11 protein-coding genes are annotated in these 15,366 nt (G+C 45.0%); all 11 read left to right on the forward strand.

Translation table 11 applies throughout. The features are described from left to right. The first annotated feature begins 88 nt into the window (after positions 1–88). Complete coding sequence (locus QFZ80_RS15445; RefSeq protein ID WP_307559777.1) at positions 89–1,315, forward strand: immunity 26/phosphotriesterase HocA family protein; 1,227 nt, start codon at positions 89–91, stop codon at positions 1,313–1,315. 344 nt (positions 1,316–1,659) lie between these two features. Further along, a complete protein-coding gene (locus tag QFZ80_RS15450) occupies positions 1,660–2,106 on the forward strand; it encodes a hypothetical protein (protein ID WP_307545559.1) in 447 nt (148 codons plus the stop codon). A 72-nt stretch (positions 2,107–2,178) separates the two neighbouring features. Further along, positions 2,179–2,712 carry a hypothetical protein gene (locus QFZ80_RS15455; RefSeq protein ID WP_307559779.1) on the forward strand — a complete coding sequence of 178 codons (534 nt, stop codon included), beginning with the start codon at positions 2,179–2,181 and terminating at the stop codon, positions 2,710–2,712. A gap of 189 nt (positions 2,713–2,901) precedes the next feature. Then, positions 2,902–3,243, forward strand: a complete 342-nt coding sequence (locus QFZ80_RS15460; protein ID WP_307545563.1) for an immunity protein TriTu family protein — start codon at positions 2,902–2,904, stop codon at positions 3,241–3,243. 51 nt (positions 3,244–3,294) lie between these two features. Next, positions 3,295–3,750 (forward strand): DinB family protein, encoded by a 456-nt coding sequence (locus QFZ80_RS15465; protein WP_307545565.1) that lies wholly within the window; start codon positions 3,295–3,297, stop codon positions 3,748–3,750. Positions 3,751–4,456: 706 nt separating this feature from the next. Then, on the forward strand, positions 4,457–4,942 hold the full coding sequence (locus QFZ80_RS15470) for an SMI1/KNR4 family protein (protein WP_307559782.1): 486 nt from the start codon (positions 4,457–4,459) through the stop codon (positions 4,940–4,942). Between the two features lie 412 nt (positions 4,943–5,354). Further along, the gene (locus QFZ80_RS15475; protein WP_307559784.1) at positions 5,355–6,044 is read left to right on the forward strand and encodes a hypothetical protein; all 690 of its coding nucleotides are present in this window, start codon (positions 5,355–5,357) and stop codon (positions 6,042–6,044) included. Between the two features lie 527 nt (positions 6,045–6,571). Beyond that, positions 6,572–8,227: a response regulator transcription factor gene (locus QFZ80_RS15480; protein ID WP_307545570.1), complete on the forward strand. Its 1,656-nt coding sequence runs from the start codon at positions 6,572–6,574 to the stop codon at positions 8,225–8,227. Further along, complete coding sequence (locus tag QFZ80_RS15485) at positions 8,224–10,317, forward strand: heparinase II/III domain-containing protein (RefSeq protein WP_307559786.1); 2,094 nt, start codon at positions 8,224–8,226, stop codon at positions 10,315–10,317. Before QFZ80_RS15480 ends, QFZ80_RS15485 begins: the two co-directional genes overlap by 4 nt. A 110-nt stretch (positions 10,318–10,427) precedes the next feature. Continuing rightward, on the forward strand, positions 10,428–13,820 hold the full coding sequence (locus QFZ80_RS15490; RefSeq protein ID WP_307559788.1) for a polysaccharide lyase family 8 super-sandwich domain-containing protein: 3,393 nt from the start codon (positions 10,428–10,430) through the stop codon (positions 13,818–13,820). A 159-nt stretch (positions 13,821–13,979) separates the two neighbouring features. Continuing rightward, positions 13,980–15,356, forward strand: coding sequence for an ABC transporter substrate-binding protein (locus QFZ80_RS15495; protein ID WP_307545576.1), 1,377 nt, complete (start codon positions 13,980–13,982; stop codon positions 15,354–15,356). Positions 15,357–15,366 lie beyond the last annotated feature (10 nt).

The raw sequence follows: 15,366 nt of genomic DNA on the forward strand, positions 1-15,366 counted from the left end.
CGCTGAACAGCGGGTGATTTATAAGCATCGGGTGAGGTTTGTATGATTGCCTTAGTTAGCCTACCTTAACAGATGAGAGGGAGTAAAGATGAAGATCAGCATGGACGAATTAGAGATGAAAGAGTTTTTAACCTTTCGGCTAACGAATGAACAGCGGCCTTATTTCGGCTTAGATCCGGTGCGTGACGAGTGGGAAGAGGTTGAAGTTAAATCTGGAACGACCGTTTATTATGATCAAGAGGACGTAATACGAAAAGTGATCAAATTTGATCCGTTTTTTCGGTTTCACTACACGGAGTTCGATACGGTCATGGCTACGAAGAATCGGACCACCATCTTACCGAAAACAGAAAAAGGCAAGGAAAAGAAAATTACGCCAACTAATATCATTGCTCCAACCCCATCTGGATGTACAGTTAGTTTCCGTCTGACAAGTGAAAGGTTAGGCTCTGGCATACATGCGTATAATCCTAGAAATCACATCAACCTGCCAATTGATTCGGACGATAACCTTCATACTCTCGACGAGCTTCGGCATTGGATTACACATTATATTGAAACCTGTCCGCCTGATTATTTCAATAAAGTGGAGAGGATGAGAACAATGCCACATCGAACGATCAAATACAAGCCCGGAGATATCTTTAGATTCGAGATAGATCGCGCGCATTACGGATTCGCTTTAATCATAGGTGAGAAAAAGAAATTGTCACCCTTATTACCTGCTGAACACAACTGGAACTCTCTGATGACAGTGCCAATACTCTTTCGATTTTACGAACTAAAGACGACAGATAAAGATTTACCCTTTGAAGACATATGCTCTTACCCTTTATTGCGTGCAGAATTTATGTCTGATGGGGATATTATTTGGGGAACGCATGACATTGTGGGCCATAAGCAGCTCGAAGAGAAAGATATTGATTTTCCCATGCACCTGAGTTTCTTAAGAAAAAATCATGGTCCCCACGTACTGCGCTTCTCATGGGGACTCGGTACAGCAATCGCGGACAAGCCCTTAGATATGGAAGAAATTAAAACAACTTTAGAGGATAGGCCGCAGTGTGATTTCAGCAACCGCGGGGTAGCATTAAGTCTTCCCATGTATGAGCTGTTAAGGGTGCTTAATTGTGAACCACAATTTGGTGAGTGGAGTGACCTGCTTCACCCGAATAATTTTCAGAAGAGACAAAAAGTCTATGAATGGTTTGGATTTCCGGAAGAGATGGATCTCGATACTTTTAATCTGCAGCACAATGGCTATACTCGGCAACAATATATTGACTTAGTATCTTCAAATTACAAGTTGTTTTAGAGAGAGGCTTCCTGTAATCCGTGGAGCTAATCTTGATTGCAACGTTGATTAAGCTAACTGGTAACGATAGTGAAATTAGGCAGACTGTCGCGGCAGTCTGCTTTGTTCGTTGAACAAACGGGCAGTTTAGCGTGGTGGAACGCTTATTGATGTTGTTATGTAGTTAGAGGTGGGGGAGTGGTTTTCATCAAAATGAAGTTGTTTGAATGATGAAAGGGTCATAGCACTTCAACCGCTCGACTATGAGTGAAATTTGAAGCGATACGATAAAGACGTTTGTTCCAGTATATGGTATTATTGCTTTAATGAAAGAATGATTTTATGTAGTTTGGGAGAGTCGAACTTTGAAGCACAAAAAGATACTGATACTTTTAGTGGCAATTGCGATTACTTGGTTTGGTTATGTTGGATACAAATATTATGTTAATCATACTGTCGTTAGAGCCATTTCACCATATCTGCCTAATGCAAAAGTCAATATTGTGAGAACTGAAATCAGAAATATAACATTCACAGACGAAACTTCACAACCGGAAATGGATAATTTAAGTAATAGTGAGGGTTCAAGAACAGTATTTATCAATAATTTAAAAACAGGAGATAGGGCAAAGTTGTATTACTTTCGTGTTTTAAATTCTTATAACTACAAGGGAATAGACCTTTCAGAAAAATGGTGTGATGGTTTGCTTTGTTTCCGTTTTTTTATGGGCTATGCCTATATTGATACAACGACAGGTAGATTGCTAAGATTGGACATTTCAAAAGTATCACCATTGGTCATTGAGCTCTAACGGTGAACAATAGTTGAATGACGAAGCTGCCGGCACGATCGGTAGCTTCGTTACGTTAACGGGCAGGATAACGTGGTAAATGCCTTGAATATATTGGGTATTAAATTAAGGGCGGTAAGTGATGTGTGGACTTTCAAGAAAAAAGATTATGATAAATTAACAGTTAAAGTTTTCGTGGATGTATCAAAAAAGTATATAAACGTATCTAAACACAAAAGGATATTGACTCCTGTAATAAACGAAAGAATATATCTTTATATCAATGATATTAGGCTTAATGAAGATGAGGATGAAGTATTTGTCGTCACGGAGTTTTATAATTCTCTAACGAGCCAAGGGAAATTTCCTATGTTCACTTGCTCTTGTGGCATTTTTGGTTGTGGAGGATTCTATATTGATGTTCATTATAAAGATGATATTGTAATTTGGGGTGCAGAACAGTCCACTTATAAAAAGCATCTATTTTCTAGGGGAAATATCCGACTCATTGCTGAGCAACTTATTATTAAACTGGCAGAAATAAATGATTTACGAAGGGAAAATGGACTTAAGGCTAATCACGATATTGAAGTCTTTAAAACAAAGCTTGAAATATTTCTCAAATAAGCAATCGGCTTATTAAAGTAAACAGTAACGATAGCTCAATCTTAACACGACTGCAACCGGCCAAGATATCAGTTGCCGAAGTTGCTTTAACAGGCAGCGCCGTGAAACAAGGCCATATTTTCAGTCAATGTATTTCAGTTGTTATCTCGATTTGATATGTTTACTCCATAAGGTAAGGGAGAATGTAAAATGATTCGAGATAAATTTAAGCTATGGGTGGAATCGAATAAGAGTGATTTAGCATATTTATCTATTTCTACGGAATATGTGAAGCATAATACTCCTGAGAGCAGTGTTCCTGACCCGTCTACTGGCATAATTAATGAATCTGAACGATGTTTGGGTCAGGTTACTGTCTGGGAATCTGCACAGATGGAGTATGAGGTTGTTCACATTGCAACGGAAGAAATGCTTTTATGGAGATATATTGAGAAGTTACCTGCTGAACCCAATTTTGACGAAATATTAGCTGAGTATTTTCATGTCCTGCAAACAGGATTGAAACCTGATGCCAAAAAATCGTTAAACTAACGCAAAACAGTAGGTTCAAGTAATCGATGAGACGAAGAGGGGGAAACCGAAATGAAGACGATCAAGTGCATGATGGACCACCTGTACTGGGCGGACGGACGCATCTTGGACGCGCTCGAGGAGAGTGAGACGAAGAGCAAGGACCTTCTGAAGCTGGTTCGGCACGTCGCGGTCGCGGAACGAGTCTGGCTGTCCCGATTGCAGGGCAAGGGCAGCGCGCAATATTCGTTGTGGGAGGAAGCGGAAGACATGACGGTGATCCGGACGATGTTCGAAGAAAACGCCGAGCAATATCGCGTCTATATCGAAGGGCTCGAGGAATCCGAGTTGGACGAGATGATCGACTATGCGAACCAGAGCGGGGTTCCGTTCCGAACGTCCGTCCGGGACATCCTGTTGCAGGTCCTCTTACATGGGCAATATCACCGGGGACAGATCAACCGGGCACTTCTGATCGAATCGGCAGAGCCAGTCCAAGTCGATTACATCACGTTCGCGAGGCTCTAACAGGGCCTAATAATCACCATTACTCGGAATGGGATTGGCATTAAACTAACGGATACGATAGTGGAGGAGCTTGCTTAGCGGCTCCTTTTTGAATTTGTTGAAGTAACGGGCAGTTTAGTTCAAAGAATTTATAACTCCTTATTTCCTATATTATGGTAATGTATTAAAAGGAGGAGGATGGAAAATGAAAATAACGAGGCTCATTGGGTTATCATCTTCAGTTTGTTCAATGATACTTTGGTTTATATTTACCTTTTATAATCCGTACACTCATGAGAATGTTGATAATGACGTTTTGATAAATACATTATTTACGCTTTTTTTTCCAGCTTGTGTAGCGCTGATTGCGTCCATTATCAAAAAGCCTTCCCTTATGTTGATTGCATTTGTCTGGTCACTTCCTATCAGCATTTATACCGCCATGACCCCGAGTATTTTTAAATTGTTTGGAATTACTTCAGTTCTATATCTTATATCGGGCATTTTAATGATTAGGGAATATAGTAGGTCTCGACACAAGGGACTTTAATTATAGTTGAGGTAAAGTTAAAGTTTACTCTGCTAACGGATAACGATAGTTCAACACAAAACGGCAGCCGCGGGGCAGCCGTCATTGCGCTAACGGGCAGGATAACGTAGTTAAGTATAAGTAATTTGTGGTAAGATATTCCCAGTAAATGTCTCTATATGGGTGGAGTGAATAAAGATGCAGAGTAGTTTTGAAAAAGTAAAACAGAAATTATTAGAGGTAGGCATCACTAGTGAAAGTGGTATTCACTCTGGTAATTTAATTATTTCATTTGAGCAGAAATATGGGTTTCACTTGCCTCAAGATTATAAAGAATTTCTTTTGACATATGGGATAATAAACTATAACCATCAAATAAGCTATTCACAATTAACCAACATTCCAAAGCACAATGAACGAGGGAGAATGGGGTATTTTTATAACTTGCAAAATGACAAAAATGATTTAATTACTAATATCGAACGCTATCTAGGGCGAATGCCTGAAAGCATGATACCGTTTGCGGATATTACAGGTGGGGATCAACTTTGCATTGGAGTTACTGAGAATGGATGGGGAAAAATTTACTTTTGGGATCATGACCAAGAACACTTCGACCCCACAGAAGAAGAATTATGGAATAATGTTTACTTAATAGCAAATTCATCTCGGAGTTTATCCTAAGTTTTCAAATAGAAGAGGATGAAAATCTACCCAAGGATCTTGGTATTGTTAGTGTAAAGACGACACCTGAATTTCTAAAACTGGTTGAAAAGTTCAAAAGTGAAAAACAGTAACCACGCTAATGAAGCAAGCTATTTAGCGTTGGATTAGTCTATGTAGGCTTGACGAATTAAGCTAACGAAGAAACGATAGTGAAATGATAACAACAGGAGCAGGCGCGGAAGCGACCTGCTCTTGTTCGTTGAACGGGCAAAATAGCATGGAAAAGTATCCAGAATTGAAGAGTATGTACATACGTACCCATAAATTTGGATAAAGTAACCATGGGTGATGAAAATGCATATAAAAAGGTTGATTTTATTTCTCCTGGTGTTTGCAGGTTTTCTTTTCTCCTCTGAGATTGCAGAGGCTCTTGACGATTCTGATGTTAGTAAAATTCGCACAAGCAGTTTGGAAGAAAGATAATATTTTAGCACAAACGTGTCTGGCTAATGGAGTCAAACTACCTGAAATTAGAGAAAATAGCCCGATAAAGAGTTATCAACTAGTCGCATCCCCAACAAATCATGTAAAGGTTTTGTTGGCAAATTTCTGGGATGAAGAACTAGGTGGTGAACGACTTGCACTTGTTTGGGAACTGACGGTTGAAGACAATAAAATCACAAAAATTAGAACGGTTTTTGATGGTGCAAATCCTTTAATAGATGAAGTAAGGCTTATCAAAAATTACCAAAATTTGTATCAACGAAAAGTATTAGTGCCATCAGAATTTCCGTTCAAAATTACCCATTTTAGTGGAAACATTGAATATGAACATGAGCGACTGGTACTGCGATACCTAAACGAGTCTATAAACGGTTTTCTTCAGATACATATCAAACCTGTAACTTTGGGGTTGGAGAGGTATAAAGGGAAAGACGATCAATTTCATACATTGAAAGATGGAACAAGAGTTCTATATAGAACAAGGTTCGACTTAGGTTATGAAATAAGATTTCAAAAAGAAGGAATGCACTACACTGTGGCAATCGGTAATAAGAAATATTTGAAGAAAAAATTTACAGTTAACGATTTAATTAAAATTGCGGAATCCATGAGATGAAGCGATTAAACTAACGGGACACGATAGTTCCATAACAAAGATCAAGCAGGCTGCCGATTATAAACTCGGTAGCCTTCTGTGCTAACGGGCAGCTTAGTTGAATAGCGTTAAAGGTAATTTGTCATTGGTTCGCGAATAATTGAATATCTTTTATTATTTGTGAAGCAAACCTGTCTTACTACGGCAGTGAATCGCAATTTCTCTTTGAGAGCGGCTATCAAATGGGAACTTGGATCATACTCCGCTTGCTTTTGGACATGTGCGAATCATTTAGAGGAGCAGGCGGGGTAAGGATGATGTTGCAAATTCTACAGATGTATAAAGCAAGAAGAGTACGGATCGGCGGGATTGACAAAGGCGATGGAGTTGATTAAGCAAGCGCGAGAAGGGAAGAAATGCAAAAATAGTTGCATTTCTTCCCTTTTGCTTTCTTTTTTGGCTTTCGCAGGGTTGGCTAAACTTGATAAATTAAAGAGAAGAAGTTTTTTATGAGGCTATACTACTTTTCGCGAGGAGACTTCAGACAGATGATAAAATCAACGATCGATATGTGCATCATCGACGATATTGCAAGTGTGATCGAAGGCATTTCGACCAAGATTGATTGGGAACGTCACAACATTCATGTGTGCGGAACGGGGTTAAACGGCGAACAGGGGCTAAAGCTTGTTGAACAGCATCGCCCCGGTATCATTGTCACCGATATCCGAATGCCGATCATTGACGGACTCGAATTTACCCGACGAGCGAAAGAAATGAATCCTGATAGCAAAATCATACTTCTTACCGGTTATAATGACTTCGAATATGCACAAAAAGCGGTTCAATTGGGTGCTTTTGACTTTATTACAAAGCCGTTCTCTTTGGAGCAAATTGAACAAGCGGTTCTGAAAGCGAAGCGTGCGCTTGATGTGGAGCGGGTGAAGGCGGTTCAAGTGCAATATTTAGAGCAGCGCGTGAAAGACAGCATGCCTGTTTTGCGGCAGGAGTACTTCAATCTGCTGATTCATCATCGGACAAGTGAGGAAAACATAAGAGAGAAATGGGATTTTCTCCAAATTCAAGTAGCGCCGGAGCGGCTAGTCATCATGGTCATGGAGATCGATCAATTTCATGAGAATTTGGGCAAGCTTCCTGTGCACGACGTTGAGTTGATCCGGTTTTCCCTGCAAAATATCGTGGAGGAGACCCTTCAAGTCTATACAAAATGCATTGTATTCCGTGAAACGAATTCGCGCTTTGTGGCGATTTTTAATGCTACTGAAGACTTGGGCGGGACTTCGCTGGCTGAAAAGTGCTGTGAGCATATTGCCCAATATACGAAATTCACCGTTTCGATCGGTGTTGGACAATGCGTAAATGGCATTCATGAGGTGCCGGATTCCTATGGGCAAGCGATTAGCGCATTGTCTTACCATTTTTATACGGGAGGCAACGGCGTGATTGTGTATGGAGACATCGCGTGTTCAGAGCCTCAGTTGCCACGCTATGCGTTAGCGAAAGAGCAAGAGCTGTTTTATGCGTTAAGATCGGGAAATCGCGAGCAAGCCTTGGCGATGTTGGAAGAGCTCTTTGCCGAGCTGATGGGGACAATCCCTTTACCTGAGCCGGAAACGATTGAAAAAACGTTGAATGAGCTTGGCTATATGATGCTCCGCGTGTTCCAGGAAAAGCTGCAGCAAGACGAGCTGTCGGCCATTGAATCGAACGCCAGAGAAATGAGACAGGCGCAGCATGCTTCCTTGAAGGACTTGCAAAGACAGATCAAGGAGCTGGGGGAGGAAGGCTGCCGATTAATCGCAGGTAAGTATTCGACGGAATCAGCGAAGGTCATCGACGAAGCGGTCGCTTACATGCGAAGCAACCTGCATATGAATCTTTCCGTCAATCATTGCGCGAAGCAGGTGCATTTAAGCGGAAGTTACTTTGCTAATTTGTTTAAGCGGCATACCGGAACGACGTTCAATCAGTTTGTTACACAAGAGCGGATGGAGCGGGCGAAAGCGATGCTGCTTGATGATCTGAATGTGCAAGAAATTTCCGATACGCTGGGGTTTGTGGAGCGGAGATATTTCAGCGATGTGTTTAAAAAGCAGGTCGGCATGACCCCTTCCGAATTCAAACAGCATTATTTAGGCAAACCCGTGAGCACTAATCATCAGGGAGAGGTGTCGAGTTCATGAACGAGATCCGCTGGAGCATAGGAAGAGAGAATGCAGAAAAACCGGAGCTCAAGGCGGCAGCCGAAGCGTTGCGACAGGCAGCGAAGGAAGCCGCAGGCTTGCCGATCGAAATTCGAGCTGTCGAGCGGGGGAATTGGGGGCATTACTATTACTGCCCGGAGGACGGAGCCCGGTTGTCATTCGACCCGCAGCGACCGCTTCAGCATCCATGTCCGGTCTGCGGTAAAGTCTGGACCGGCGAGCCCTTCAACGGCGCCTGGGTTTCGCTCCGTCATGCTGGGATCGGCGTTGGTATGAAAAAAGTCGCGTTCGCGAGCCGGATGGACGGACACGAAGCATGGCGAACGCTTGTCCAAGATGTGCTGCTGCAATATGCAGCGCATTATGAATGCTATGAGATCCATGGTGACATCCCCTATAATGGTCCGGGAAAACTTTTTGCCCAGACGCTGGATGAAGCGCATTGGATTATTGATCTCATTTTAGCTTACCGATGTATAGAAGAAGGCATTTCCGAAGAGGATCGAAGAACGATACAGAACAGACTATTTCGGAGCTGCGCAGCCTTTCTCATTGCGCATAAGGAAAACCAATTGCACAATCACGCCGTGTTAATTACATCGGCGATCGCTATGCTGGGCTTTGTGCTGCAGGATGAGGACGTTACGAATGCAGGATTACAGGGCGAGTATGGTCTGCTGGATCAGCTAGAAAGAGGCGTGCTGCCAGATGGCTTCTGGTACGAAGGGGCTTTTACCTATCATTATTATGCCTTTGATTCGATTCTTTACTACAGCATGCTTGTTGAAAATACCAAATGGGATCTGCATCAGCATCCTGCTCTCCGGAGCATGTTTGACTTTCCGCTCGATTTTATTTTACCGGACGGATCGTTTCCGAGATTAAATGATGCAAGCTCCGTCAGCAGTCTGTTTACTTATGCTCCTTACTATGAACTTGCCTATAACTGGTATGGGGACCCTCGCTATTTGGAACTATTACGCTGCGCCTATGGAATCATACAAGAGCCGCTTCTCGCAGGAGAACGGTTTGCCGCTGTTTCTCGCAATTCCCTATTTGCGCTGATGTATGGGTGTGATTTGCAAAAGGATGCGACAGAAACTGGGAAATGGACTTTAGCGTATACGATAGCCGCAAGCTGCTCCTTCTCAGGAAGCGGGTTAACCATGCTAGTCGAAGGTAATGGCGCCTATCTGGTTGTTAAGCACAGCCCTTTTGGCGGTGAGCATGATCATATGGACCGGCTGGGCTTATCTTTTGGGTGCAAGGATACGCCGATTTTCGAGGATATCGGGACGACAGCTTATGGTGTGCCGATGCACTATGCCTGGTACAAGCATACCTACTCGCATAATACAATTTGCTTGGACGGCTGCGATCAGTCGCCGGTTGATGCAACCCGAGTGGCCTTTCAGAAAGAGACTTGGGGAAGCTGGGTTGTCAGTGAAGCGGATTGGCGTCAAAGCGATTATTATTTAAAGGAGAAAACAATCCTGCCGGAGGAAATGTGCCCATGGGACGAAAAGGCTTATCAGGGCGCCGTCATTCGCAGACTGAATCTGCTGCATGAGCAGTACTTGATCGATTTCGTGACCATTCACGTACCGGATGCACGAGAAATCGATTTGATTTATCACGTAAGCGGGAAGCTGAACGAAACAAGTGAATGGCAGCCTGCCAGTGAACCGCTAAGCCGTTTGGATTCCGAGCTTTTTCAGGAAAAGCGGTCGAAACCGCTGCTTTCATCGGAAACGCTGACTTGGACAGTGAAAGCTGGTCCTATGTGCCATTCGATTTGGTGCTCGCATGATGCAGGGCTTTATATGGCGCAAACCCCTGATAACCCGCCGACGAAGCGGCGCACAACTATCGTAGAGCGAATTAAGACGCAGGGAACGGTTGTGATCATCAATGTTTTTGGTTATGGGAAGCAGGTTCAGCAAGACACTCTGAAGCTTGAAGTTGAATCGGGCACTGAGGATTGGAAGTTTTTCATTAGAAACTTCCAATTCTGTCATGAATACACAATTTCAAACGAGTTATCCATCGTTTCAGCCGTACACAGTTGAATTTCCGTACTTTAATCGTGCTTTTTTCTCCTTTCTTTCGTCATGATTTTATGTATGCTGAGGATGAAAACGTTTTCTGTTTTCAATTACACATATAGGGAGGAAAAGGCATGAAATTGCAGAGCAGCACCTTACTGAAAGCTGTGTTGAGTTGTTTGTTGTTCGTGAGCCTCTTGGTGACCTCGGTCGTACCAGTGGGCAAGGCTTATGCGGATGACGAGTATGACGGACTAAGGGAAAAGTGGAGATCCTATCTACTCGGGGGAGCCTACTCGGAATCGGATCCCGATGTCATAACGAAGCTGAATGAACAATCGACCCTTGTGCAATCGACATGGGACAGTATGGAAAAGTCGAGCAGCCGAACGTATTTATGGAGTGATCTCAATGACACCTCGGTCGATAATTTGACGAAATCCAGCTATATGTCGATTACGTACAGCCGATTATATACACTGGCTTTAGGGTATGCGAGGCATGGATCGGCTTACTATCAGAACGCTGCTTTGCTCAGCGATATTATCAGCGGTCTTGATTGGATGTATACGAACCAATATAATGCTTCCGCCTCCATAGTCGGTAATTGGTTCGATTGGGAAGTTAACGTCCCGTTAACATTGAACAATATGACTGTCGTCCTATACACCGAATTAACGACTGCGCAGAAAACGAACTATATGGCAGCGATTAATCAATTCGCACCCGACGCTACCATAACGAACGGAAGCACGGCGACGGGAGCAAACCGGGTGTGGAAAGCGACCGCAGTCGGCATTCGCGGAATGATTGTGAAAGACAGTGCCAAATTGGCTTCTTCGCGTGATGCGCTGACGGATGTCTTTACTTATGTGACGTCGGGCGACGGGTTTTATGCAGACGGTTCGTTCATCCAGCACACGGCTCACCCATATACAGGCGGATATGGTAAATCGCTGCTGGAAACGATCGTCCCTTTTATTTATTTGTTAAATGGCTCGACGTGGGCGGTCGTGACTCCCGCTGCACAAAATTTGTATAACTGGATCTATGATTCGTTTGAACCGCTCATCTATAAGGGAGCCATGATGGATATGTCCCGGGGGAGAGAAATATCCAGACGGGCTTCCCAAGATCATGCACTAGGTGCCAAAGTGATGGCACCGATCCTTCAGATGACGCAATTCGCCCCGGCAGCGGATGCAGCAAGATTGAAAAGTATGGTCAAATACTGGCTGCAGGAGGATACGTACTACAATTTCAATACCAATGCGACCCTTTATCATTTGGGGTTAGCCAAGCAGATCCTCAACGATACATCCATAATTTCGAGAGGGGAATTAATTAAGTATAATCAGTATCCGTCCATGGATCGTGCGGTTCAGCTGCGTCCGGGCTTTGGCTTTGCGCTTAGCATGTCCTCGAGCCGGATATACAACTATGAATCGATTAACTTGGAAAACCTGAAGGGCTGGTACACCGGCGAAGGCATGACCTATTTATATAACAATGATTTGGGGCAGTACAGTGACGAGTATTGGGCCCTCGTGGATAAATACCGGCTGCCGGGAACAACTGTGGACGTCAGAACGCGTGCGGACAGCTCGGGGAGCAATTACAAAAGCGCTAATAATTGGGTCGGCGGCACAAGCGCAGCGAACCAATATGGCGTATCCGGCATGGAGTTAGACGCGTGGAGCAGTACGCTCACAGCTAAAAAATCCTGGTTTATGTTTGACAATGAAGTTGTAGCGCTCGGTTCGGGTATTACAAGCACGGACAATCGCGCGATTGAAACGATTGTGGAGAATCGGAAAATCAACGATGCCGGCGACAATGCGCTCACAGTAAACGGCAGTGCGAAATCCTCGGCGCTCGGCTGGTCGGAAATGATGACTGGCGTGAATTGGATGCATCTGGCCGGTCAATCGGCAGGCTCTGATATCGGCTACTTTTTCCCAGGCGGTACGACGATTAAAGGACTTCGTGAAGCGAGAACCGGAGGCTGGGACAGCGTCAATACGTACGCCAAAACGTTGGATACTACGGTGCTCACCAAAAACTTCTTAACGCTTTGGCAGGATCATGGCGCTAACCCGACTAATGGACAATATGCGTATGCGATCTTGCCTAATCAGTCGAGTGCTCAGGTTGCGAGTTATGCGGCCAATCCGGACTTTACGATTTTGGCCAACACGGCCGACGTGCAGGCTGTTCAAGAAACGACGATCGGTGCGGTAGGCGCCAATTTCTGGAGCGATGCGGTTACAACGGTTTCCGTTGACGGCGCCCCGTATTTGACCAGCAACAAGAAGGCTTCGGTCATGGCTGTAGAGAATGGCGGCGAAATTGAGCTGGGCGTTTCGGATCCTACACAAGCCAATACAGGTACGATAGAACTGGAGCTTCATAAGAGCGCAGCCGCCGTTGTCACTGCCGATTCAGGCGTGACGGTTGTTCAGCTTAGCCCTACAATCAAGCTATCTGTACAGGTGAATGGCCAAAAGGGAAAGTCGCTGCACGCAAAGCTAATACTGGGCATAGCTCCGTCGTCCGATGCCTTCGTGCGCAATGGCACCTATGTAGCTAATAACTATGGCTCGAGTGTCCAACTTGAGGTGAAAAATGACATCGCTTCTTATGCACGGGAGGGATTCGTGCAATTTGATCTCTCTGCTTTCTCGGGCTCTGTTGCAAGCGCGAAGGTGAAGTTGACGCCAGTGAATGTCGGCATGGCAGGAATTACGAATGAAGCAGCGGTTGTAAGTGACAGCAGCTGGACGGAAACGCTGCTCACCTGGAACAACAAGCCTGCTTCAAGCGCTGTGATTGGCACCTGGACGCCAGTGCTAAATATACCCATTGAGCTGGATGTGACCTCTCAAGTACAGGGCGCTTTGAGCGGCGATAAAAAACTCTCACTGCGTATTTATGCGCCGACTAATCAGGGGACCCAAGGTTTCGCCTTTTATGGTTCGAAAGAGCAGACTGATCCTGCGAAACGTCCCGTACTTGTCATCGTGCAGCCGATTAGCGTCGCTGCGGCAGCCGACAGCTATGTGCGCAACGGAACCTATGCGGGAGTTAACTACAGCACGGCAACCGGACTCGTGACGAAGAACAGCACATCTGGATTCACACGGGAAAGCTATGTTAAATTTGATGTATCCGCCATCACTGGCACAATCTCCAGCGCTAAAGTCAGGTTGGTGCCGACAGGCGTCGGTTCGTCCTTGACGACGAATCAGGCGGAGCTCGTCAGCGACAACAGCTGGGGAGAATCGACCTTAACGTGGAATAATAAACCGGCTTCTGGCACAATGCTGGGCACTTGGAGCGGGATGGTTGTGGGGGTTCCTGTTGAAATCGATGTCACCAGCCAGGTTCAAACTGCTTTAGCCGGAGATCATCTCATTTCGCTGCGTATTTCTTCACCAACCGACGTGGGCTCTGCCGGGGATATTACGTATGGCTCCCGAGAGAAGTCGGATGCATCGGTACGACCTGTTCTTATTATCCAGCCATAAATTGAACAAGAGCTGATACCGGGAAAACCGATATCAGCTCTTTCCGAATAAAAGTGGATATTCGCCCTTCACAGTAGTTTCTCCACACTGTGTTGCCTGGGAAAACCCGTTAAGATGAGAGTGTAAACAAGATCGCAAGAGACAAAGGGAGGATCACTTATGAACATGAAAAAGTCGCTGACCGTTCTGATGAGCGCCGCTATCATTACGGGATTAACAGCAGGATGCGGTACCAGTTCCGATCAGGGAGCCACGAACACTTCCTCGGCAACGGCAGCCGCCAAGAAAGAAAAAGTAAAATTGACGTACTGGACATATCAACGTCACGATGCGGATTACATTAAATCCAAAATCGAGGCGTTCAATCAAGCGAACAAAGACAGCATTGAAGTGGAAATGACCATGATGGCGGAGAACTATCCGCAATCCGTGGATTTGGCTTTTGCCAGCGATCAAGCACCGGACGTGTTTGTGCCGAACGGCGCACTGGACAACTACACCAAAGGCTATTTCGAGCCGCTCAATAAGTATTTGACAGACGATATGAAAAAGAAATTTACGATCAACGAAGGCGTCAACCAATTCGACGGAAATATCGTGTCGCTTCCAAATGTGGGATCGACAGTACGACTTGTCTATAACGTAGATATGTTTGAAAAAGCCGGCTTGCAGCCGCCGAAAACGTTAGATGAAATGGTGGCCGCAGCGAAAAAAATTACAGAGATCGGCAAGAAGGACGGCATCTACGGCTGGGCGCTTCCTTACAAAAATCCGTCCAGCTCACTTACGCGTTCTCTGCAGCAAATGGTTGAGCTGAACGGCATGCACTCGAGCGGCTTTGATTTTAAAACCGGTAAGTACGATTTCACCGGCTGGAAGCCTGCAGTTGAAGCGCTGCGTCAAATGAAAGCGGATGGCAGTACACTGCCAGGCGCCGAAGCGCTCGATATGGACCCGATGCGTGCACAATTCGCGGAAGGTAAAATCGGCATGTACATGTCCTACTCCGTGGAGCCTGGCGTATACAAAAACCAATTCCCTCCGAAAATCAAATGGGATGCGGTACAAATTCCGACCATCGGCGGCGGAGATCCGAAGGGCGTTATTAACTTCAATGGCGGAACCTGGTTGTCGATAAGCAGCAAATCCAAACATAAAGCGGAAGCTTGGAAGTTCATTCAGTACATGTACGGGGATGACATTATGCGCGGATACCATGAGAACGGCTTCGGATTGGCAACGAACAAACATGTGCTTGAAGGCGCCAAGGTGCCGTCGATCCCGGGAATCCAAAATTTTCTTCCGACGAAATATGATGCAGCATGGCCGCTCCCGCCAAGAGGTGTGAAGCCGCAGGGCAAAACGTGGGCGGAAGATTTTAACGCCTACATTCTTGTCGGCGGCGATCTTGATCAGTTCATTAAAGGTCTGAACCAACGCTACAACGAGGCTTATGACAAAGGGGTAAAAGACGGTTCGATTAAAGCAGTGCAAGCGAATCCGAATTTTGACCCGCGTTCCTTGCAAGGCAAATAAGTAAGCGAAG

Source organism: Paenibacillus sp. V4I7, from assembly GCF_030817275.1.
GTDB lineage: Bacteria > Bacillota > Bacilli > Paenibacillales > NBRC-103111 > Paenibacillus_E.